Below are 19,833 nucleotides of genomic sequence, written 5' to 3'. Positions count from 1 at the left end.
CATGGTTAGAGCCAAGCCTCAGGCCATGGCATGAACCCTGCTCCGCCACTCTCCACCCCTGTCGCCCACCTGAGCCGGCCACGAAGCGGGCGGCTGGCCTTGTTTGGTGCAGCCGCGATTGGAGTCGTCGCTTTCGCGTTCACCCCGGCAGTGGCCGAGCTGCGTCTTCCCAGGGTGCTCGATGTTCCCTCTCGCCCGGCATTCATCCGTCCCCCGGGCGCCGCTGAGCTGAAGGCTCGCAGCGGTCAGGTGATTGCCCCGCTCTCCCAGCTGCGCACCGAGAAACCGGGCCGCCTGCAGGTGCTGCTGGCCGATGGGCGCGCCTTCCGCCTCGGCGGCAATGCCTTGCTCCAGCTCGATCCGGATGGGCTGAATCTGCGTGGGGGCCAGATCATCGCCTGGATCAACCCGTCGGCGCTGCGCCGACGGCCGCTGCGGATACGAACCAGGGTGGGAACGGCTTCGATCCAGGGAACCACGGTATTCATCGACGACCAGCCCGAGGAGGTGCTTTTTCTCAGCTGGGAGGGCTCCGTGGAGATCACCACCACCTCAGGGACCGTGTTCACCCTCTCCAGCGGAGAGATCCTGCGCGCCACGCCGGCCGGCTGGATCGGTCCACGCCGCCTCAGCGCCGAGGAGGTGCGTCAGCGCCGACAGCGCAGCATCCTGCTCAACGGTTTCGAGGCCCCGATGGAGACACTCCCGGTGATCGAGCGCGAACTCGGCCTGACTCCTTGATGCCGCCGGGCCCCTGCCGCTGGCGGCGGCTGTGGTGGCTCGGCCTGGCGGCCCCCCTTCTGGCTGGCCTCGACCGCCTGCCAGCCACCTCTCCGGGGCAGGCCCTGAACCTGCTGGACGGCCAGATCCAGGTCCTGTTCTTCCAGCTGCGCGGCGCCCGAGCGGCCCCCGTTGATCCGGTGATTCTGGCGATCGATGCTGATTCCCTCGAGCTGGGGGAGTTGATCGCCCCCGATGAGCGGCGCCTCTCGCCGCTCTGGCGGGAGATGGGTCCGTGGCCCTGGCCGCGGGCCCTACAGGCCCGGCTGGCAGCCAGCGTGCTGGAGCGGGGAGCGGCCCGGGTGTTGTTCAACATCGAATTCAGCCAGCCCAGCCGCTTCGGCCCCGCGGACGACCAGGCCTTCCTCGCCACGCTGGCCCCCTGGCGCGAGCGGGTCCACCTGGCCGCCCGTTACGGCCTGAGAGACCAGCAGGGTACGGAGCTGGTGCGGCTGCTGCTTCCGCTCCCGTCCCTGGGTCCGCCCGGGCTCACCACCCTGCTGCAGACACCCCAGGGGGTGGCGGAAGCCGTGCCGGGCCAGGACTGGCTCAACAGCAACCTGGCCGGTTTCCCCCGCCCCCATCCCCGGCCCATGGCCTTTCTGGCGGCCGGGACGCCGGTGCCGACGGCCGCGATGGGCCTGAATTACCTCGGCCCGGCGGGCGCGCTGCGCCAGGTGCCGGCCTGGAACATCCTCGATACCCCGCCGGGCTTCTGGAGCGGCCGCACCGTCCTGATCGGCGTCACGGCCCCGAATCTGGGCGACCTTCAGGAGACCCCCTTCGGTCCCCAGAGCGGCACCGAGGTGCAGGGGGTGGCCCTGGCCAATGCGATGCAGGCCGAGGGCCTGTGGCGCCTGCCGGGATGGGGCGAGGCCCTGCTGTTCCTGCTCTGGGGGGTCGGCGCGGCATGGGGGCTGGGCCGCGCTGCCACGGCGGGTCGCACCCTGCTGGTGGTCCTGGCTCTGGTGGCCCTGACCCTGCTTGCCGGCTGGGGACTCTGGCTGGGTGCCCTGCTGCGCCTGCCCCTGGCCGCCATGGTGCTGGCGGTGCTCTTCGGCGGCGGCGGGAGGGCCGTGGCTCAGGCCCTGGGGGAGAGCCGTGAACGGGCGTACCTGCACCAGGTGCTGGCCCGCCGCGTTTCCCCCACCCTGTTGCGCGACATCCTGCGCAATCCGGGGCCGATCTGGACCCAGTCGGTCGGCAGCCGGGCTCGCTGCGTCGTGCTGTTCAGCGACCTGGTGGATTTCACCGCCCTGAGCGCCAGGCTGGCCCCCGACCAGCTCTTCGCCCTGCTCAACCGTTACTTCGAGGAGATGGCCGCTGCCGTGCTGGCTGAACAGGGGCTGCTCGACAAGTTCATCGGCGATGCGGTGATGGCGGAGTTCGGTGTGCCCCGCAGCCGGGGTGACCGCCAGGAGGGCCGCGCGGCGGTACGGGCGGCCCTGGCGATGCAGCGGGGCCTGGAGCGGCTCAATCATGAGCTGGTGGCGGCGGGCCAGGCGCCGTTGCGCCATGGCATCGGCCTGCATGTGGGTGAGGTGATCGCCGGCAATCTCGGGGCATCTCAGCGGCTGGAATTCACCGTGGTGGGGGCCAGCGTCAACGTGGCCAACCGCCTGGAGCGTCTCACCCGCCACTATCCACAGCATCCGATCCTGATCAGCGCCGAGCTGGTGGCCCTGCTGCCCGGGGAGCTGGAGGTGGAGCCCCTGGGAGCCCACCAACTAAAGGGCTGGCCGGAGCCGCTCGAGGTGCTGGCCCTGCTGGGACTGCGTGGTCCAGCGCCAGGGGGCCAGCAGAATGTCCATGACTGAGTCCAGGCCTGCCTGATCGTCCCTCTGCGGAATCGCCCATGTCGCCGTCGCCGTCGTCTGCCTCCGTTGGTGTCGGGATGCTCTGGAGGCAACCGCTGCTGCGGCTGCTGGCTTTCGCCAGCCTGGTGGTGCCGTTGCAGCCTGCGCCGTTGCTGGCCGCCGAAGCGGCCACGGTGCGGGAGATCCTCGATGGCAAGGAGCTGTTCATCGACACCCGTCAGGCCAAGGTGAACGACAAGGCGGTCACGCCCCAGCAGGTGAGCACCCAGAACAGTCGCGGCCAGCTGGCCTTCCCCTCCGGTGCCGCCGGCCGCCTTAATCGTTTTTCCCTGCTGCGCCTGGGCCAGGACTGCTTCCTGCTCAGCAAGGGTCAGGTGCTGGTCTCCGGCAAACAGGCCGGCTGCACCCGCTCCTCGCGCCTGAGCGTGCGGGGCACCAACTACCTGCTCTCGGTCGATGAGAGCGGCGGCACCGAGCTCTCGGTGCTGGAAGGCTCGGTCGAGGTCGAGCCCCTCAGCGACGGGCAGCCGGCCCCTGGTGGCTCAACCACCGTGAATGCTGGCGAAAAAGTGCAGCTTTCCCCGGCCGGTGTGGTGTTGGCCCTGCTCAAGCTCAGCAGCGGCGACTACAACGCCATCCTGGGCGGCCCCCTTTTCCAGGGCTTCACCATCCCCTTGCCGGCCTTCGGATCCCTGGAGAGCTACCTGCGCTCCAACCTGCCCTCGGTGACGATTCCCTCGGTCCCGTCAGCTCCTTCGGCGCCTTCGATTCCTTCGTTCGGTCTGCCGCGTTTCTTCTGATAGGGGATCCCCACCATGACCCGTACCCGCAGCCTTGCTGCCGCTTCCCTCGGGGTAGCCGTGCTGGCGGGAGTGATCAGCGGCTGGCCACTCGGCCGCTGGCGTGACTGGGAGCGGGGCCTGGAAGACCAGCTGCTGGCGCTGCGTGGCCAGCGCCGGCCGCCGGCTCAGGTGGTGGTGGTGCCGATCGATGATGCCACCCTTCAGCAGGGCGACTGGTACCAGAGTCAGCCGCAGGGACGCCCGCCCGCCTGGGCGGTGGGCACTGGCACCCTGCCCTGGCCCCGGGCGGCCTATGGCCTGCTGGCCTCACGCCTGATCGAGGCCGGAGCAAGCGTCGTGGCCGTCAATGTGGTCTTCGCTGGCCCCAGCGGCCGGGGTCCCGCCGACGACTGGGACCTGGCGGCGCAACTTCGCCGCTATCCCGGCCGAGTGGCCCTGGCGGCCGAAATGCTGGAGCCCGAGGATGCGCGTACAGGGTCCTCCGGTCTGACCCTGATCCGCCCGGAGGCGGTTCTGGAGGCCCTGGGCGGGCCGGAGCGCCTCGGGCTCGGCAACACCCTGCCGGCTGAACCCGGTGAGCCGCCGCGGCACCCCGAGGCCTATGGCCGCCGTCTGCTGCCGGCCAATGGGGTGGAGCCGTTCCCCTCGCTCTCGGCAACGACCCTGCGCCTGGCGGGGCGCAGCAGCCGGCAGCATGACGCCGCCATGGCCCTCAACGTCTATGGGCCGGAAGGCACCTTCCCGCGCATCCCGGCCTGGGAGGTGCTGGATCCTGGCCGTTGGCGGGGGCATCCCCTGCGCGCCGCTGTCCGCGGCTCCGTGGTGCTGATCGGGCCTGTGGTTTCCCAGGGCGAGGCCGGTAACCCCACGCCGTTCGGCCGTCTCTCAGGCCTGGAAATCCTGGCAACCGCCACAGCCAACTCCCTGGGCGGTGATGGGTTGGCCCCCTGGCCCACCGCTGCGCCTTGGCGGGCACTGCTGGCCATGCTCCCCCTGCTCCTGGTGAGCGCGGTGGCCCTGCGGGGGAGACGCCTGAGCTGGCGACTCGGCTGGGTGGGCGTGGGCCTGCTGGCCCTGGTCCTGGCGGGCTGGTTTACCTTCTTGCACGGCCATCGCTGGCTGCCCCTGCTGGGGCCCGCCGGAGGTCTGGTGCTGCTGGGCCTGCTTTATGGCGGTGATGCCTATCAACGGGAGGAGTCGGAGCGGCGCCGGCTGCGGCGCACCTTCGAGCGCTACGTGGCCCCCAGCGTGGTGGCCGAGATCCTGGCCGATCCGGCAGCGGCGGAGGGCATGCTGCGCGGGCGCCTGCGGCCGGTGACGGTGCTGTTCTCCGACCTGATCGGTTTCACCCAGCTCACCCAGAAGCGCTGCAAGGAGGGTCACACCGAACTGCATGTGCGCCAGCTCAACCGTTATCTCGGCGCCATGGTGGCGGTGATCACCGACCACGGCGGCACGATCGACAAGTTCATCGGCGATGCGGTGATGGCTGTGTTCGGTTCGCCCCTGGGACGGGGTGAGCGGCAGGAGGCCCTGGCCGCCCTGCACTGCGCTCGGGCCATGCGCCATGCCCTCGAAGAGCTCAATGTGGCCTGGCGGGCCGAAGGGATCGAGCCCCTCAACAGCGGCATCGGCCTGGCCAGTGGTCCAGCGATGGTGGGTCAGATCGGCAGTCCCCAGCGCCTGGAGTTCACCGTGATCGGTGACACGGTAAATCTCGCCAGTCGGCTGGAGGGCCAGACCCGCCCGCTGCAGGTGCCGGTGGTTTTCGATGCGGCCACCGCCGAGCTTGTCAGGGGGGAGTTGACCGTGCGCTCGCTCGGCCCGGTGCCGGTGAAGGGAATGGGAGAGATTCCTGTTTACACACTGGAAAGCGATCCCAGCGGAAGGTCCTGAGCAGGGCCGCCGCCTCAGGCTCGATAGCCGTTGGCGCCAGATCTGGATCACCGGCCCGGGGGATGGCCGCACTGATCAGCTCCGCAGTGATCGCCGCCAGCAGCACGCCGTTGCGGTAGTGGCCCGTGGCCAGCCACAGACCCGGGATCGGGCCTGCCCCCAGCAGGGGCGCTTCATCAGGTGTGCCCGGCCTGAAACCCCACCAGCGTTCCATTGGCGGCCAGCTGGCAGCTTCCGGCAGCAGTGCCTCGATGCCCGCCTGCAGTTGCTGTTGCCCGAACGGGGTGAGCCCTTTGCTGAAGGCGGCGTCCGGTTCGCTGGTGGCCCCCACCACCAACAGACCGTCCTCGCGCGGCACCAGATAGGTGCCCGGGCCGAACAGCACCCGCTTGAGGGCGTTTCGGGGCCCCTGCAGCGAGAGCATCTGGCCCTTGACGGGAACCACCGACAGCTCATGCAGCAGCCGGGCGCTCCAGGCGCCGCAGGCCAGCACCGCGCGCCGGCAGCTGATCGTGGCGTCGTCGCCCTGGGCGCGACGGATGCGCACCGCTTCGAGCGCTCCGCCCTGATGGCGGATCAGTTCCAGCACTTCGGCCCCTTCCTCGAAGGCCACGCCCCGCTCCACGCAGGCCCGCTCCAGGGCCCGCATCAGCTGGCGGCGGTTGTCGATCTGCCCGTCCTGGGGGAAGAGCAGCCCGGCCTGCCAGCGCGGGCCGATGCCGGGGATTTCGAACTCCAGCCCAGCGCGCGTTAGGGGTGCGCCGAAGACAGCGGTGGGATAGTCGTCGCGCTGCTGCGCCGTGGCAAAGGGAACCACGATCCCGCAGGCGCGCAGGCCGCAACTCAGGCCGCTGTCGGTTTCGATCTGCTCCACCCAGGCCGGAATGCGCTCCAGGCTGGCCTGACCCAGCTGCAGCAGCGGGCCCGAGAGCCCCTCGGCGTGGGGAGCGAGCATGCCGGCCGCCACGAACCCGGCGGCCTCGCTGCGGCGCCGGCTGAGCACTCGCACCTTCTCGCCCCGGCGGGCCAACTGGTGGGCCACCGCCAGGCCGATCAGGCCGCCGCCGAGTATCAGCACTGGTTCCGGGCCTGACTCGGATGGGGCCCTGCCTGCCGAGACTCCATCCATGCGACGGGGTGCCATCGGTTCAAGCTATCCAAGCGTCTTCAGCGGGCGAAGGCCTTGCTGAGCCTGCGGCTGCCTCCCGGCTTCGGCGCCAGCGCCTTGTCCTCTGCATAGGATCGGCTCAAGCCAGGAGAGCGGGATGGGTGCGGCGATGGGAGATGGGGCCTGGGAGGCGGTGATCGGCCTGGAAACCCATGTGCAGCTGGGTACCGCCAGCAAGATCTTCTCGGCCGCCTCCACCAGCTTCGGCGACGATCCCAACACTCACATCGACCCCGTTGTCTGCGGCCTGCCGGGCACGCTGCCGGTGCTGAACGAGAAGGTGCTGGAGTATGCGGTGAAGGCCGCTCTGGCACTCAACCTGCAGGTGGCCGAGCACAGCAAGTTCGACCGCAAGCAGTATTTCTACCCCGATCTGCCCAAGAACTACCAGATCTCCCAGTTCGATCAACCGATCGCCGAGAACGGCTGGATCGAGGTGGAAGTTGCCGAGAAGGGCAAAGACACCTACCTCAAGACGATCGGCATCGAGCGGCTGCACATGGAGGAAGACGCCGGCAAGCTGGTGCATGCCGGCAGCGATCGCCTGGCGGGCAGCAGCCATTCCCTGGTGGATTACAACCGCGCCGGGGTGGCCCTGGCCGAGATCGTCAGCAAGCCCGATCTGCGCACAGGCCGGGAGGCTGCCGAATACGCCTCCGAGATCCGGCGCATTATGCGCTATCTGGGGGTGAGCGACGGCAACATGCAGGAGGGTTCTTTGCGCTGTGACGTCAACATCTCCGTGCGTCGCGGCCCTGAGGCCCCCTTCGGCGTGAAGGTGGAGATCAAGAACATGAACTCCTTCTCCGCCATCCAGAAGGCGATTGACCACGAGATCCAGCGCCAGATCAAGGCTTATGAATCCGGCGAGCCGGTGGTGCAGGAAACCCGCCTCTGGGATGAGGCCAAGCAGCTCACCAGGAGCATGCGCATCAAGGAAGGCAGCAGCGACTACCGCTACTTCCCCGAACCGGATCTGGGCCCGATCGAGGTGACTACAGAGCGGCGTGAGCGATGGCGAGTTGAGCTGCCTGAGCTGCCGGCGGCCAAGCGTCACCGTTACGCCGAGGAGTTCGGCCTCTCGATCTACGACGCCCGGGTGCTCACCGATGAGCGCGCGATGGCCGAATACTTCGAAGCTGCCGTGGCCGCCGGAGCCGAGGCCAAGTCGGTCGCCAACTGGGTCACCGGCGACATCGCCGCCTATCTCAACTCGGGCAAGCTTTCGATCGCCGAGCTGCCCCTGAAACCCGAGGAGCTCTCGGAGCTGGTGGGTCTGATCGACGACGGCACGATCAGCGGCAAGATCGCCAAGGAGATCCTGCCGGAGCTGCTGGAGCAGGGCGGTTCCGCCAAGGCGATCGTGGCTGAGCGCGGCCTGGGCATGATCAGTGACCCCAGCGCCATCACCCAGGTGGTGCAGGAGTTGCTCGCGGCCCATCCGGCCGAGGTGGAGGCTTTCCGCGGCGGTAAGACCAAGCTCCAGGGTTTCTTCGTGGGGCAGCTGATGAAGCTCACCGGTGGCCGGGCTGATCCCAAGCTGGCCAATCGCATCCTCAATGAGCAGCTGAAGGGCTGAAGGCAGACTCATCCCATGACGCTCCACGCCGAGACCTACTGGCTCCAGCGCTTTGCGGCCGATCGTCAGGCGCTGGAGCAGCGGCGCCAGGCAGGCCTCAGCCAGGCTGAGTGCTCCGCGCAGGTTTTACGTGAGCATTGGCCCCAGCTCAGCGGGCTCTGGGTGCATGGGTCCTTGTTGGGCTCTGGATTCAAGGAGCATTCCGATCTCGATCTGCTCGTGCAGGGTCTGCCCGCTGATCAGCTGCTGAAGGCCATCGCTCTGGCCGAGGCGGCTGGGCCGCTGCCGGTTGATCTCAAGCGCCTGGAAGACCTTTCTCCTGAGCTCGCTGAGCGGTTGCTGCGCCACGGCCGAACCTTGATGGCAGGCGCACGGGTTGCCCAAGGACTCCTTGCATCGGGTCGCAACGGCGGCGATGCAGCCTGAGGATCTGCGCGAGCTCCGCGACGACCTGCGCCGCGAGCGTCAGCGGCTGGAGAACCTGGTAGCGACTCTGGTCCGCACCCTGCCTCGACTGGGGGAAGGCCCTGACACCGTGGAGGCAGCAGCGTTGCGTCTGCACAGCTTCTACACCGGGATCGAGCGCGTGTTGCTGCTGGTGAGCCGCTCACTCAATGGCGGCACGCCACGCCAGGGGGATGGCTGGCATCGGCGCTTGCTGGAGCGGATGGCGATGGCCACCGATCAACGTCCGGCAGTGCTTCGCGAAACAACCCAGGCGTCGCTGCAGGAGTATCTGCGCTTCCGGCATCTGGTGCGCAACCTCTACGCCGATGAGCTGCGCCCTGAACCCATCACCGCCCTGATCAAGGCGCTTCCTGAGGTCTGGAGCAGGCTGGAGGCCGACCTGAAGGCTTTCGAAGACTGGGCCGCGGCGTTGGCGGAGCGGGCCTCAGCCGACTGAAGGAGCAGAGCGCAGAGCCTGCTCCACCTGATCGGCCAGTGCCTCCTCGCTTCCCCGGTTGTCGATCAGAACATCGGAGCGGTTGCGCTTCTCGCCCATGGGCCATTGGGCCGCGAGGCGGGCCTCGGCCTCGACGTGATCGAAGCCGTCGCGGCGGCGGAGCCGTTCCAGTTGCTGCTGGGCGTCGCAGTCCACCAGCCAGATCTCACTGCACATTCCCTCGAGGCCGGCTTCGAACAGCAGGGGGATCATCAGCACCACCACCGGTGCGGCCGCCAACCGCTTCAGCTCCACCTCGAACCTCTTCCGCACCAGCGGATGCACCAGCTGCTCCAGCCAGGCCCGCTCGGCTGGGTCGCTGAACACGATCCGCCCGAGGGCGGCGCGATCGATGCTTCCCGCAGGCGCTCGCACCCGCGCGCCGTAGCGCTCCAGCACTGTTTGCTCCCCCGTGCTGCCGGGCGCCAGGGCGTCCCGGGCGTAGTTGTCCGCATCCAGCACCGGGAGCCCATGCCGTTCGGCGAGCCAGCGGCCCACGCTGCTCTTGCCGCTGGCAATGCCGCCGGTGAGGCCGATCCGCCGCTGGCCCCCCCGCCAGCGGGGCCGATTCAGCCGCTCCAGCATGGCTGGAGGCCCCAGTTGCTCCAGGTGGAAGCGGGCTCCATAGCTGGGGGTTGGGCTTTCGGAGTAAAAGCGGGTGTTGCCCTGCCCCCGCGGCCAACGGCGGGCCAGGCGGCTGCGTAGGCGCAAGCCGCCCAGCACCAAGTGCTGCAACCAGTCGGGGGAGCTGGTCCACCCCAGGCTGCCGCAGACGTCGCGGCTCACCAGCGACAGCAGTACCCCGCGTAGGGCCGGACGCAGGGGAGCAGGCCAGTCGTCCAGAAGCATCGCCAGGGTGGACTCGGCGATCCGCCGGTTGCTGGGGGCGCTCCGGAAAGCCTCAAGCTCGAAGCTGCTGTTGAACGCCATCAGCGCCGGCAGGCTGTCAGGGATGGCCTGAATTCCCATCGCCTCGCCCACCTGGCGCCAGAACAGGTACAGACACGTCTGCTCCCGAATGCTCATGGCCCTCCAGCCGTAGCGGGCCAACCAGCGGATCGGTTCAGCCACGAAGGTGGAGAGCACGTAAAGGAAATCACGGTTGCTGATCGCATAAGCGCCATGGATCCGGTTCATCCGGGTGATCACCGCCTGCCCCTCCGGGCTGCGGGGGCCACAGCGCAACAGCTCCGCCACCATCAGGCCGGTGTCGTCGTAGCGCTTGCGCGGTCTGTGGGTGAATTCACCTGTGCGCTCCAGCAGGGCGGAGATCGAGGGGACGCAGAAGGTCTTGAGCAGGGCCAGTTCAAGGGAGCGGGTGGTGTCCCAGGGGAAGTGCACGCCGGCCAGCTCGCAGCAGAGGGCCTCCACTTCCCTCGGAGACGGCGATTCGGGCGTGGTTGGCTCCGCCATGGCGGCTCGGCAGGATGGTGTGAGTCATCCTGCCGCCGTGTCCCTTCCCTGGCACCCGATCCCCGGTGGCCTCACCGCTCCCACCGGCTTCCTGGCGGCCGGCAGCACCGCTGGCCTCAAGGCCTCCGGCAAGCCTGATCTCTCGCTGCTGCTGGCTCCGGCAGGGGCCGTCTGCGCTGGCAGCTTCACCACCAACCGCGTGCGGGCCGCCTGCGTGGATCTCTGCGCCGAGCGCCTGGCGGCCAGCGGCGGCCTTGCCCGGGCGGTGCTCACCAACTCGGGCCAGGCCAATGCCTGCACGGGTGATCTGGGCCTGATCGACAGCCTGCGCGCCACCCAGGCCACCGCCGATCTCCTGGGTCTGGCGGCTGAGGAGGTGCTGATCTGCTCCACCGGCGTGATCGGCGTGCCGATCCCGATGGAGATCCTGTTGGCGGGCCTCGATCCCCTGGTGGAGGCCCTGAGCCCCGAGGGGGGCGCCGCCGCCGCCACGGCCATCCTCACCACCGATCTGATCGACAAGCAGATCGCCCTGGAGGCCGACCTGGGCGGCCGGCGTGTGCGCCTCGGCGGCATGGCCAAGGGCTCCGGGATGATTCACCCCGACATGGCCACGATGCTGGGTTACCTCAGTTGCGATGCCGGTGTGCCGGCGGAGCTGTGGCAAGGGATGGTGCGGCGGGCGGTGGATCGTTCCTTCAATGCGATCACGGTCGACGGCGACACCAGCACCAACGACACGTTCCTGGCCTTTGCAGCCGGCGAGCCCTTGAGCCCGGAGCACTTCGAGGCGCTGGAGGCTGGCCTGACGGCGGTGTCGCAGCACCTGGCCAGGGCGATTGCCCGCGACGGCGAGGGGGCCACCTGCCTGATCGAAGCGCGGGTGGAGGGGGCGACGGATGACGCCGGCGCCCGCGCCATCGCCCGCACCATCTGCGGGTCGTCGCTGGTGAAGTGCGCGGTCCACGGACGTGACCCCAACTGGGGCCGGATCGTGGCGGCGGCGGGCCGCGCCGGCGTGGAGTTCGACCCCGAGGCGGTGGCCCTCTGGCTGGGGGAGCACCAGCTGATGGCCGCAGGTCAGCCCCTGCCCTTCGATCGCCCGGCCGCTTCCCGTTTCATGGCCGAGCGCGCTGCCGGCGCCTATCTCAGCGGCGACACCGTGACCATCCGCCTGGTGGTGGGCGACGGTCCCGGCCAGGGTCTGGCCTGGGGGTGTGATCTCTCCGATCAATACGTGCGCATCAACGCCGACTACACCACCTGAACACCGGTGTGCCAAGCGGTGACAGCAGCACCGATCGGCTGAGGATTGCGCCGGCTTCCGTGCAACGCTCCAGTCACGAATCGTCCAGTCGGTTGCGGCTACCGGGCGGTTGGCGGCTGCCGGGCGGCTCCTGCCGATTGAATAGGCCTTGGTACGAGCGATCTCTCTGACATCGATCCTGCCCGGTTTGCGGCAGATGCGCGCCTATCAACCCGCCTGGCTCAGGGGGGACCTGCTGGCGGGAGTAACCGTGGCGGCCTATCTGGTGCCGCAGTGCATGGCCTATGCGGAACTGGCCGGTGTGGCGCCGGTCGCTGGGCTGTGGGCGATCCTGCCGCCGATGTTGCTCTATGCCCTGCTCGGTTCCTCCCCCCAGCTTTCGGTGGGGCCCGAATCCACCACGGCCGTGATGACGGCGGTGGCGATCGCGCCGCAGGCCGGGGGTGATCCTCTGGCCTACGCCAGCCTTGCCAGCCTGCTGGCCCTGTTCGTCGGTCTGGCCTGCCTGCTGGGGGCCTGGAGCCGGTTGGGCTTCCTGGCCGATCTGCTCTCCAAGCCGATCCTGGTGGGTTACATGGCCGGGGTGGCCGTGATCATGATCAGTGGCCAGATCGGCAAGATCAGCGGAGTGGATCTTCAGGCCGAGTCGCTGCTGGACCAGCTGCGCGAGCTGGCCGGCCGCAGCGGTGAGATCCATGGGCCCACGTTGGTGCTGGCGATCGGGGTGCTGGTTTTTCTGCTGCTGGTGCAGCGCCTTTTTCCCATGGCCCCCGGACCGCTGCTGGCGGTGCTGCTGGCTGTGGCGGTGGTGTCGGTGCTGCAGCTCGATCAACGCGGCGTCGCAGTGATCGGGGATATTCCGGCCGGGCTGCCCAGCTTTCACCTGCCGGAGGGCGTTGCGCCTCAGAAGCTCAGATTCCTTTTGTCTGCTGCTGTGGGCATCGCCCTGGTGGGCTACTCCGACAACGTGCTGACTGCCCGCGCCTTCGCGGCCCGAGGCGGTTACCGCATCGATGCCAACCAGGAGCTGCTGGCGCTGGGGGCGGTGAATCTGGGCAACGGTCTGATGCAGGGCTTTCCGGTCAGCAGCAGCGGCAGCCGCACGGCCATCGGTGAGGCGCTTGGCAGCCGCTCCCAGCTGTTTTCGCTGGTGGCTTTCGTGGCGGTGTCGCTTGTTGTGCTCTTTTTGCGGCCGCTGCTGGCCCTGTTCCCGAAGGCGGCCCTGGGCGCAATCGTCATCTATGCCGCCCTGCGCCTGATCGACATCTCCGAGTTCCAGCGCCTGCGGCGCTTCAAGCTCAGTGAGTTCCGCCTGGCGCTGGTCACCTTCGCGGGTGTTTTGCTCACCGACCTCCTGATGGGCGTGGCGCTGGCGGTGGCGCTGTCGGTGATCGATCTGTTTGCCCGCCTGGTGCGCCCCCATGACGCGGTACTGGGTAATGCGCCCAACCTGGCCGGCCTCCACGACGTCGAGGACTGGGAGGGCACCAGCACGATCCCAGGGCTGGTGCTCTACCGCTATGACGCGCCGCTTTGCTTCGCCAATGCCGAGGACTTCCGCCGCCGCGCCCTGCTGGCGATAGATGCCGAAACCGTTGCCGTCGACTGGTTCGTGCTCAATGCGGAGGCGATCGTGGAGGTCGACATCACCGCTGCAGATGTGTTGCAGGAGTTGCAGCAGGAGCTGGCTGGGCGGCACATCGTCTTCGCCATGGCCCGGGTCAAGCAGGACCTATACCTCCAGCTCGTCAGAGCCGGCGTGGCGGAGAGGATCGGCGCCGAGCACTTTTATCCCACCCTGCCGACGGCGATCGCCGCCTTCCAGGACCAGGCTTCGAGAGGCGCCGCTGGGTCCGTTCCATGAGCTCCTCCGATCACTTCCTTCATGCTCACCACCACCGGGGCTGGGGCGATCCCCGCTGGGAGATGGGGGCGAGGCGGGATGGTCTCAGTGTGTAAAGAGTCTGCATGCGAAGACATGGGCGAGGCACAGAGTTCAGAGAGAGCCAGGTCATGCTCCCCGCTCCGCTTTCCCAGCCCATGACACGGTTCAAGCAACGGTCCCAGCCACGGTTTCGCGTCCTGATGCCCCTCGCTGCCGCCCTTGGACTGGGCTGCGCCGCTTGGCCTGGCAGTGCTCAGGCCGAAACTCTCTACAAGCTCACCACCACCTGACGGCTTGCGGCTGCGGGCAGGATGGGACTTCGTTCACAGCCAGCCCCCATGTCCGAGGCCGGAGCCCGGCGCCGATCCCGTGGATCCACCCTTGAGACGCCGTCACCGCCGAAGCGCTGGGCCCCCTGGGTGCTTCCCCTGGCGGCTGGTCTTTGCTTTGGCGTGGGCTATGGCCTCACTGACCGGCTGCTGAGCCTGGGCCAGGGCGAGCCGGTCAAGCTGGACCAGAGCTTTGATCCCAAGCCCTTTCCAGGAACCAGCCTCGAGAGCCTGCGTCTGCGCTTCGGTGCAGACCGCCAGGAGCTGCGCGGCGATCTCGAGCTGATCGAGCTGGAACGTGAGCAACAGGAGGCTGCGGCGAAGTCCAAGCGCGAGGCCGCCGAGACTGCCGCGCAGAAGGCGAAGGCCAACAGCACCCCGAGCGGCACTTCTGCGGAGCCCACCTCCTCCGCTGACTCCGGCGCCGCAGCTGAGGCTCCGCGCTCGGAACCCATTCCAGAGCCAAGCCCGCCTTCGCTCGAAGTGCCGCCTCCACCGGCTCCCGACCTCCAGCCCTGATCTGCCACAGTTTGGCCAGAGCGGACGGTCCATTCGATGCATGCCCCCCAATCCCTCCTGCAGGCTGCGTTGAATCGGTTGGGAGCCCGCCTTGGCAGCGGCTTCGCCGATTCGGCCGCCAGCCTGGCGGTGCTGGCCCAGGAAGCCCCGGAGCGTATTCGCCGTGAACTGGAACTGTTCTGGAGTGAAGTGGAACAGGAGGCTCAGCGGCTGGAAACCGAAGCTGGAGCTGGTTTCGCCGCAGATGACGATGAAACTGGCCCATCCTCCGGAGGCTCAAGCGCCCGAGGATGGTCCACGGCTTCGCCACTGGACCAGATCGACGAATTGCGGGCCCGCGTGGCCACCCTGTCCCGCCAACTCGAGGACCGGGGTTGATGGGGACCTTGCGCCAACAGTGGCGTGCCCTGGCCCGTTCGCTGCGCATCTGGTCGGCCGTGCTGAGCCTGGTGGCGGGGCTCTGGTGGGACGGAAAGGACTGGACCTATCCAGGTGGCGTCAGCGAGCAGCGGCGGCAGGTGCGGCAGCAGCGGCGCGCCCGCTGGCTCACGAATGAACTGATCAGCCTCGGCTCCGCCTTCATCAAGCTGGGCCAGCTGCTTTCGGCCCGCCCGGATGTGTTGCCAGCGGGATATGTGGAGGAACTGGCCCATCTTCAGGACCGGGTGCCGGCCTTCCCCTTCGTCACGGTGCAGGCTCTCCTGGAGCAGGAACTGGGGGAGCGCTGCGCCGAGATCATCGATCTCGAGGAGCAGCCGCTCGGCTCCGCCAGCCTCGCCCAGGTGCACCGCGCCAGCCTGCGCAGTGGCCGCCAGGTGGTCTTCAAGATCCAGCGGCCTGGGCTGGAGCGGCTGTTCCGCCTCGATCTGGAGGTGATGCAGCAGGTGGCCGCGGTGATGCAGCGCCATCCGCGCTGGGGTGAGGGCCGCGACTGGGTGTCGATCGCCCAGGAGTGTCGACGGGTGCTGTTGCGGGAGCTGGATTTCCGCCTCGAGGCTGAACATGCCGCCCGCTTCCGCCAGCAGTTCTTTGACGACGCCGGCATCCGCATCCCCTCGGTGATCTGGGAACTCAGCACCCGCCGCGTGCTCTGCCTCGATTTTTTGCCCGGTATCAAGATCACCGATCGCAGCGCCCTGGTGGAGGCAGGCATCGATCCGGCAGCGGTGGCCGAAAAGGGGGCGGCCAGCTATCTGCAGCAACTGGTGCGCTTCGGCTTCTTCCACGCCGACCCCCATCCCGGCAACCTGGCCGTGGCGGCTGATGGTGCCCTCATCTACTACGACTTCGGAATGATGGGGCAGATCTCCCAGCGCCTGCGCAGCCGGCTGGGCCGCATGGTGCGGGCCGCGGCGGCACGGGATGCCTCGGCCCTGGTGGTGGAACTGCAGGGGGCCGGAGTGATCGCGGCCGGCATCGACCCCGGCCCGGTGCGACGGCTGGTGCGGGTGATGCTCACCGAAGCGCTCACGCCGCCGTTTTCCGCCAACATCCTCGAGAAGCTCTCCGGTGACCTCTACGACCTGGTCTATGGCCAGCCGTTCCGTCTGCCATCTGAGCTGATCTTCGTGATGCGAGCCCTCTCCACCTTCGAGGGCGTCGGCCGCAGCCTCGATCCCGGCTTTAGTCTTGTTTCGATTGCCCGCCCCTACCTGCTGCCCCTGATGACTGCCAGCGGGAATGGACCGAATGATTTTCTAGGTGAACTCGGGCGCCAGGCCGGCGACCTCGGCAGCCGCGCGCTCGGCATCCCGCGGCGGCTCGACGACAGCCTCGCCCGGATCGAGCAGGGTGATCTTCAGGTGCAGATCCGCGCCGGTGAGACCGACCGCTTGCTGCGGCGTCTGGCTCTGGCCCAGCAGGTCTCCGGCCAGTCATTCCTGCTCGGCGGCCTCGCCGTGGCGGCGGCGCTCCTGGCCACCGGCCCGATCCCGGCCCTGGTGGCCGTGCCGCTGGTGCTGGCCGCACCGGTGGTGTTGAGCTGGTTGAAGCTGCAGGGACGGCTGCGCCGCGACGCACACCTGGAGAAGCTGCCCGGAACCGGCGGAGGGGGCAACTGATTCAGTTGAGCTTGCCCTGGGGGGTGAGCTGGTCGATCACCTGCGGCAGGGCCTTGGCGATGAACTCGGAGGCCATCGCTGGATCAACGCCCATCTTCCTGGCCATCTCCTGAACCTGGGCATTCCCCATCACCGCCTCCACCTGCTGGGCTGTGATCGCGGCGTTATCGCCGGTGCTCACCCAACTGGAGAAGGTTTCAGCCAGTCCTCCGCTGCGGAATTTCTCTGACAGTCCATTCACGCCGCCATTGCTCTCGATGAACTGGTTGAGGGCCGGTGCTTTATCGCCGGCCACGGCCGAGACGACGCCGCCGATCAGGGAGTTAAGGAGGTCCATACAGGCGAAGTGCTTACAGGTTCAACCTGGCCGGAAGCCGAGCGGCCCCGCAGATTCTTCGTCAGGTTCTTCGCAATCCGGTTGGCCTGCTTCAGGACCCGGGCAGCTCCGGCGCCTCTCTGCTGCCGCGGCAGCGTCTGCGCGATCCTGACACTCTTTGAGGAGGGATCCGAGGCCCATGCCGTCGCGCCGTCAGTTCCTGCTTGGATCCACGGCGCTGGCCGGCTCCGTCCTGGCCGGGGCCTGGAGACCCGTCGCTTCGGCTCCTACACCGGAAGGATCAGTCCTCCCCGCCGACTTCACCGTTGCGGTGCCGGACCTCGCACCCGAGCGCATCGTGCGGCGGCTGGTGGGCCTGAGACCGTTCCGGCCCATGGGTGTCCGGCTCGAGGCGGAAGCGATCGGTCGCACCACGCTGATCCACCACTACGGCCACGGCGGCTCCGGCGTCACCCTCTCCTGGGGGACGGCCCGGCAGGCGGTGGACCTGGCGCTGGCGGCACCAGGCCGGGGGCCGGTGGCGGTGCTGGGCGGCGGCGCGGTGGGCCTGGCGACCGCTTGGCTGCTGCGGGAGCGGGGCCGCCCGGTGCGGCTGTATGCCGAGCGCTTCTCCCCGCACACCACCTCGGATGTGGCGGCGGCGCGCTGGTTCCCCTCCCAGCTGGTGGACGCCGGCTTCCGCACACCTGAGCTCGAGGACCGGCTGCGGGAGGCGTTGCTGTTCTCGCATCAGCGCTTCCGGCGGCTGATCGGCAGAGGCTATGGCGTGGCGGTTCTCCCCCACCTCCGTCTGGGCTCGCAGGCGCCCACATCCGGTTGGGCCGACGCACTGCTGGCCGATCTGATTCCGCCGCTCCAGGATCTCTCGGATCGTGGCCTGCCCTTTCAGGCGGCCTGGGTGGGGGCCGCGCCGGGGATGCTGATCGACATGCCCGTGTACCTGCGGGCGATCCAGCGGGATCTGCGGCGCCTGGGCGTGGAGCTGGTGCAGCGGCGCTTCGAAGCGCCTGGCGAAATCGCTGTGCTGCCGGAAACCGTGGTGGTGAACTGCACCGGGCTCGGCAGCGCCGCCTTGTTCGGCGATACGGACCTGGTGCCCATCAAGGGTCAACTGACCATGCTCCCTCCCGATCCGCGCCTGCGCTACACGCTCTCAGCCGGATCCCTTTATCTCCATCCCCGCTCCGAGGGAATTCTGCTGGGGGGCACCTATGACCATGGCGATGACACGACCACGTTTGACGCCGCAGCGGAGACGCGGATCTTCGAAGGTTTCGCCGAGCTCTATGCCCTGCCGGGTTCAGCTCAGGGCTGAAGCCGGCGACTGAGTCAGAAGAAGAACTTCACACCGGCTTCCACGCCATTTTGATTGATGCTGTAGGCATTTTCGGGGATTCGATCATTGCTTCCCCCAAGGTGAAGATAGCGCCAGGACAGGTTGAACTGGGTGGAGTTGCCGATCGCATAGCCCAGGCCCGCCTGGGCGTTCCAGGAGTAATCATCGGAGTTGTTCACACCGAAGCCGCCGATGTCGGCGCGGGCGAAGAGCCTCAGGCGGGGAGAGAGAAACACCATGGCCTGAGTTCCCACTAGGGGCTGGACCACGGTGCCGCCGAACGACTGCTGCCGCCGCACATTCAACCCCGGCAGTGTCCGGGATACCTCCAGATTCGGCCCCCGGAAGGTCAAGGTCCGGCCAGGTCCCTGGCCCTCCACATCCAGGTCGTACTGCATGTTGACGAACCGCACTCCCGCATAGGGGATGACGGTGAAGCTGCCGGAGCGTGCCACGGCGGATTCGCGGTCTCCGAAGCGGTAGCGCAGGGCCAGGTCGTAGATCCCCTGGATGTTCCCGACTTTGGCGTTCAGGCTGCCCTGGCCATCAGGAGTAAGAGTGAGGCTGCGCTCGCCGCGAGGGCCTTCGATGCTGCGTGTCTTGATGTCCTTGAGCCTTCCCTCTTCCCCCTTGACGGAGACGTAGCTGATATCGGTGAGGAGTCCGACACGTCCGTATTCGACGCTCCCTCGCATGTAGGACGCGAAGGTGAGGGGCCTGAGCACCTGATCGAGGTCCAGATCCAGGTCGGTGCTGAAGCCTCTGACAGTGGTGGTCCCGTAGGTGCGCAGCGGTAAGAAGCCGTAGAGCTCCACAGTGGCGGCCCAGGGCGACGGAGATGGTTCGTCGGAACTGGGTTGAGCGGAGGTTGGTTCAGCAGGTTCTGTCTGGTCTGCCTCCCTCTGGATCGGCTCCATGGAGGTTGGCTCCGCTGGAGACTGTTCAGCGGCCCGCGCGGCTGAAGGTGCCAGCAGCGAGCTCATGACGCTGATCAACAGGCCCGCTCCAGTCGCCACGGTCTGAATAGTCAGGAGCGGCGAGAGGCTGGAGTCCACGGATAGCGGCTTCGAATGTTGCAGGCGGAGCGTACCAATGGATGTGTTCCTTGACGCAGAGTCACGCCCTGACGTGGATCCATGCCTCGACCAGACCTGAACTGGCTCGATGTCCTCCAGATCGTCGGTGGTGAGGTAGGTGATCGGCTCGATCGGCTTTGGATCTCAGTTGCAGCCCTGAACGGAGATCCGATAGCTGAACCCCAGCGCTCCTGGCTGGCTGGAGGAACCGATCCTGAAGTTCATCAGGCTGGTGCGCTTGCCCGGCACGGTGGCGAAGGGGCCCCACATCCGTCCGGTGCCCTGGGGTGGCGTGATCGTTTCGTTGAACAGCTGCAGGCTCGTCCCGTCGGTGAACCGCATGAAACCCTGCACTGGATAACTGGCTGTATCGGTGGACGTGGCCGTGAAGAAGAAGCGGTAGCTGGTGAAGGGCTGATCAACGATGAAATCGGTGTTCCAGTTATTGCGCCCCAGCAGTCGTCCTCGTCCAATCCGCTTGCTCACCACCGGTTCGGAGCCGCCGATGGGCATCAGGAACGTGCAAGTGGGAGCGGGCTGGGCCAGTGATGGTCCCCCAGCCATCACACCGATCGTCAGAACTGCCAGGGCATGGGTCAGACGCGCCGGAGTGGAAGGGATCACG

19 protein-coding genes are annotated in these 19,833 nt (G+C 68.0%); 14 read left to right on the top strand and 5 right to left on the bottom strand.

Annotation, left to right across the window (positions count from 1 at the left end; genetic code table 11):
• Positions 1-30 precede the first annotated feature (30 nt).
• From KBY93_RS00905 to KBY93_RS00890, 4 genes are read left to right on the top strand one after another with little or no spacing between them, the layout of a single operon-like run.
• Complete coding sequence (locus KBY93_RS00905; protein ID WP_255092337.1) at positions 31-741, top strand: FecR domain-containing protein; 711 nt, start codon at positions 31-33, stop codon at positions 739-741.
• Positions 741-2,597 carry an adenylate/guanylate cyclase domain-containing protein gene (locus KBY93_RS00900; RefSeq protein WP_261355097.1) on the top strand — a complete coding sequence of 619 codons (1,857 nt, stop codon included), beginning with the start codon at positions 741-743 and terminating at the stop codon, positions 2,595-2,597. The genes KBY93_RS00905 and KBY93_RS00900 overlap by 1 nt, the downstream gene beginning before the upstream one ends.
• 38 nt (positions 2,598-2,635) lie before the next feature.
• The gene (locus KBY93_RS00895) at positions 2,636-3,397 is read left to right on the top strand and encodes a FecR domain-containing protein (RefSeq protein WP_255092336.1); all 762 of its coding nucleotides are present in this window, start codon (positions 2,636-2,638) and stop codon (positions 3,395-3,397) included.
• A 15-nt stretch (positions 3,398-3,412) separates the two neighbouring features.
• Positions 3,413-5,296 (top strand): adenylate/guanylate cyclase domain-containing protein, encoded by a 1,884-nt coding sequence (locus KBY93_RS00890; protein ID WP_255092335.1) that lies wholly within the window; start codon positions 3,413-3,415, stop codon positions 5,294-5,296.
• On the opposite strand, the gene KBY93_RS00885 is transcribed toward KBY93_RS00890, so the two are convergent.
• Positions 5,193-6,425, bottom strand: coding sequence for an FAD-dependent oxidoreductase (locus KBY93_RS00885; RefSeq protein ID WP_255092421.1), 1,233 nt, complete (start codon positions 6,423-6,425; stop codon positions 5,193-5,195). The genes KBY93_RS00890 and KBY93_RS00885 overlap by 104 nt on opposite strands.
• Positions 6,426-6,561: 136 nt before the next feature.
• Between KBY93_RS00885 and gatB the strand changes: the two genes are divergently transcribed.
• From gatB to KBY93_RS00870, 3 genes are read left to right on the top strand one after another with little or no spacing between them, the layout of a single operon-like run.
• Positions 6,562-8,043, top strand: coding sequence for an Asp-tRNA(Asn)/Glu-tRNA(Gln) amidotransferase subunit GatB (gatB, locus tag KBY93_RS00880; RefSeq protein WP_255092334.1), 1,482 nt, complete (start codon positions 6,562-6,564; stop codon positions 8,041-8,043).
• Positions 8,044-8,058: 15 nt separating this feature from the next.
• Positions 8,059-8,469, top strand: a complete 411-nt coding sequence (locus tag KBY93_RS00875) for a nucleotidyltransferase domain-containing protein (protein ID WP_255092333.1) — start codon at positions 8,059-8,061, stop codon at positions 8,467-8,469.
• A complete protein-coding gene (locus tag KBY93_RS00870; RefSeq protein ID WP_255092332.1) occupies positions 8,459-8,947 on the top strand; it encodes a hypothetical protein in 489 nt (162 codons plus the stop codon). The genes KBY93_RS00875 and KBY93_RS00870 overlap by 11 nt, the downstream gene beginning before the upstream one ends.
• Here the strand turns inward: KBY93_RS00870 and coaE are convergent.
• Positions 8,936-10,399, bottom strand: coding sequence for a dephospho-CoA kinase (coaE, locus tag KBY93_RS16105; RefSeq protein ID WP_315856370.1), 1,464 nt, complete (start codon positions 10,397-10,399; stop codon positions 8,936-8,938). The genes KBY93_RS00870 and coaE overlap by 12 nt on opposite strands.
• On the opposite strand from coaE, the gene argJ reads away from it, so the two are divergent.
• The 6 genes from argJ (at position 10,398) to KBY93_RS00830 (ending at position 16,459) form a co-directional block, all read left to right on the top strand.
• A complete protein-coding gene (gene argJ / locus KBY93_RS00855) occupies positions 10,398-11,666 on the top strand; it encodes a bifunctional glutamate N-acetyltransferase/amino-acid acetyltransferase ArgJ (protein WP_255092331.1) in 1,269 nt (422 codons plus the stop codon). The two genes, coaE and argJ, sit on opposite strands and share 2 nt — an antisense overlap.
• A 148-nt stretch (positions 11,667-11,814) precedes the next feature.
• Positions 11,815-13,530: a solute carrier family 26 protein gene (locus KBY93_RS00850; protein WP_255092329.1), complete on the top strand. Its 1,716-nt coding sequence runs from the start codon at positions 11,815-11,817 to the stop codon at positions 13,528-13,530.
• A gap of 176 nt (positions 13,531-13,706) precedes the next feature.
• Positions 13,707-13,841, top strand: coding sequence for a hypothetical protein (locus KBY93_RS00845; protein WP_255092328.1), 135 nt, complete (start codon positions 13,707-13,709; stop codon positions 13,839-13,841).
• A 48-nt stretch (positions 13,842-13,889) separates the two neighbouring features.
• Positions 13,890-14,399: a hypothetical protein gene (locus KBY93_RS00840; protein WP_255092327.1), complete on the top strand. Its 510-nt coding sequence runs from the start codon at positions 13,890-13,892 to the stop codon at positions 14,397-14,399.
• Between the two features lie 36 nt (positions 14,400-14,435).
• Entirely contained in the window at positions 14,436-14,777 is a 342-nt protein-coding gene (locus tag KBY93_RS00835; protein ID WP_255092326.1) for a hypothetical protein, read from the top strand.
• Positions 14,777-16,459: an AarF/ABC1/UbiB kinase family protein gene (locus KBY93_RS00830; RefSeq protein ID WP_255092324.1), complete on the top strand. Its 1,683-nt coding sequence runs from the start codon at positions 14,777-14,779 to the stop codon at positions 16,457-16,459. The genes KBY93_RS00835 and KBY93_RS00830 overlap by 1 nt, the downstream gene beginning before the upstream one ends.
• A 1-nt stretch (position 16,460) precedes the next feature.
• Here KBY93_RS00830 and KBY93_RS00825 read toward each other — a convergent pair whose 3' ends face one another.
• Complete coding sequence (locus tag KBY93_RS00825; protein WP_255092323.1) at positions 16,461-16,796, bottom strand: YidB family protein; 336 nt, start codon at positions 16,794-16,796, stop codon at positions 16,461-16,463.
• 178 nt (positions 16,797-16,974) lie between these two features.
• On the opposite strand from KBY93_RS00825, the gene KBY93_RS00820 reads away from it, so the two are divergent.
• On the top strand, positions 16,975-18,111 hold the full coding sequence (locus tag KBY93_RS00820; RefSeq protein WP_255092322.1) for an FAD-binding oxidoreductase: 1,137 nt from the start codon (positions 16,975-16,977) through the stop codon (positions 18,109-18,111).
• 14 nt (positions 18,112-18,125) lie between these two features.
• On the opposite strand, the gene KBY93_RS00815 is transcribed toward KBY93_RS00820, so the two are convergent.
• Together KBY93_RS00815 and KBY93_RS00810 are read right to left on the bottom strand one after the other, a co-directional pair.
• Complete coding sequence (locus tag KBY93_RS00815) at positions 18,126-19,187, bottom strand: autotransporter outer membrane beta-barrel domain-containing protein (protein WP_255092321.1); 1,062 nt, start codon at positions 19,185-19,187, stop codon at positions 18,126-18,128.
• A 165-nt stretch (positions 19,188-19,352) separates the two neighbouring features.
• Complete coding sequence (locus KBY93_RS00810; protein WP_255092320.1) at positions 19,353-19,832, bottom strand: hypothetical protein; 480 nt, start codon at positions 19,830-19,832, stop codon at positions 19,353-19,355.
• Position 19,833: the final 1 nt, after the last annotated feature.

Origin of the sequence: Synechococcus sp. J7-Johnson (assembly GCF_024345795.1) — a bacterium.
GTDB lineage: Bacteria > Cyanobacteriota > Cyanobacteriia > PCC-6307 > Cyanobiaceae > Regnicoccus_A.
This window is presented reverse-complemented; position numbering and strand designations above follow the sequence as displayed.

What these genes read in the sequence shown, in the direction of transcription:
- KBY93_RS00905 (WP_255092337.1), top strand. Translation starts at nt 31, where the DNA reads ATGAACCCTGCTCCGCCACTCTCCACCCCTGTCGCCCACCTGAGCCGG.
- KBY93_RS00900 (WP_261355097.1), top strand. Translation starts at nt 741, where the DNA reads ATGCCGCCGGGCCCCTGCCGCTGGCGGCGGCTGTGGTGGCTCGGCCTG.
- KBY93_RS00895 (WP_255092336.1), top strand. Translation starts at nt 2,636, where the DNA reads ATGTCGCCGTCGCCGTCGTCTGCCTCCGTTGGTGTCGGGATGCTCTGG.
- KBY93_RS00890 (WP_255092335.1), top strand. Translation starts at nt 3,413, where the DNA reads ATGACCCGTACCCGCAGCCTTGCTGCCGCTTCCCTCGGGGTAGCCGTG.
- KBY93_RS00885 (WP_255092421.1), bottom strand. Translation starts at nt 6,425, where the DNA reads ATGGATGGAGTCTCGGCAGGCAGGGCCCCATCCGAGTCAGGCCCGGAA.
- gatB (WP_255092334.1), top strand. Translation starts at nt 6,562, where the DNA reads ATGGGTGCGGCGATGGGAGATGGGGCCTGGGAGGCGGTGATCGGCCTG.
- KBY93_RS00875 (WP_255092333.1), top strand. Translation starts at nt 8,059, where the DNA reads ATGACGCTCCACGCCGAGACCTACTGGCTCCAGCGCTTTGCGGCCGAT.
- KBY93_RS00870 (WP_255092332.1), top strand. Translation starts at nt 8,459, where the DNA reads ATGCAGCCTGAGGATCTGCGCGAGCTCCGCGACGACCTGCGCCGCGAG.
- argJ (WP_255092331.1), top strand. Translation starts at nt 10,398, where the DNA reads ATGGCGGCTCGGCAGGATGGTGTGAGTCATCCTGCCGCCGTGTCCCTT.
- coaE (WP_315856370.1), bottom strand. Translation starts at nt 10,399, where the DNA reads ATGGCGGAGCCAACCACGCCCGAATCGCCGTCTCCGAGGGAAGTGGAG.
- KBY93_RS00845 (WP_255092328.1), top strand. Translation starts at nt 13,707, where the DNA reads ATGACACGGTTCAAGCAACGGTCCCAGCCACGGTTTCGCGTCCTGATG.
- KBY93_RS00840 (WP_255092327.1), top strand. Translation starts at nt 13,890, where the DNA reads ATGTCCGAGGCCGGAGCCCGGCGCCGATCCCGTGGATCCACCCTTGAG.
- KBY93_RS00835 (WP_255092326.1), top strand. Translation starts at nt 14,436, where the DNA reads ATGCATGCCCCCCAATCCCTCCTGCAGGCTGCGTTGAATCGGTTGGGA.
- KBY93_RS00830 (WP_255092324.1), top strand. Translation starts at nt 14,777, where the DNA reads ATGGGGACCTTGCGCCAACAGTGGCGTGCCCTGGCCCGTTCGCTGCGC.
- KBY93_RS00825 (WP_255092323.1), bottom strand. Translation starts at nt 16,796, where the DNA reads ATGGACCTCCTTAACTCCCTGATCGGCGGCGTCGTCTCGGCCGTGGCC.
- KBY93_RS00820 (WP_255092322.1), top strand. Translation starts at nt 16,975, where the DNA reads ATGCCGTCGCGCCGTCAGTTCCTGCTTGGATCCACGGCGCTGGCCGGC.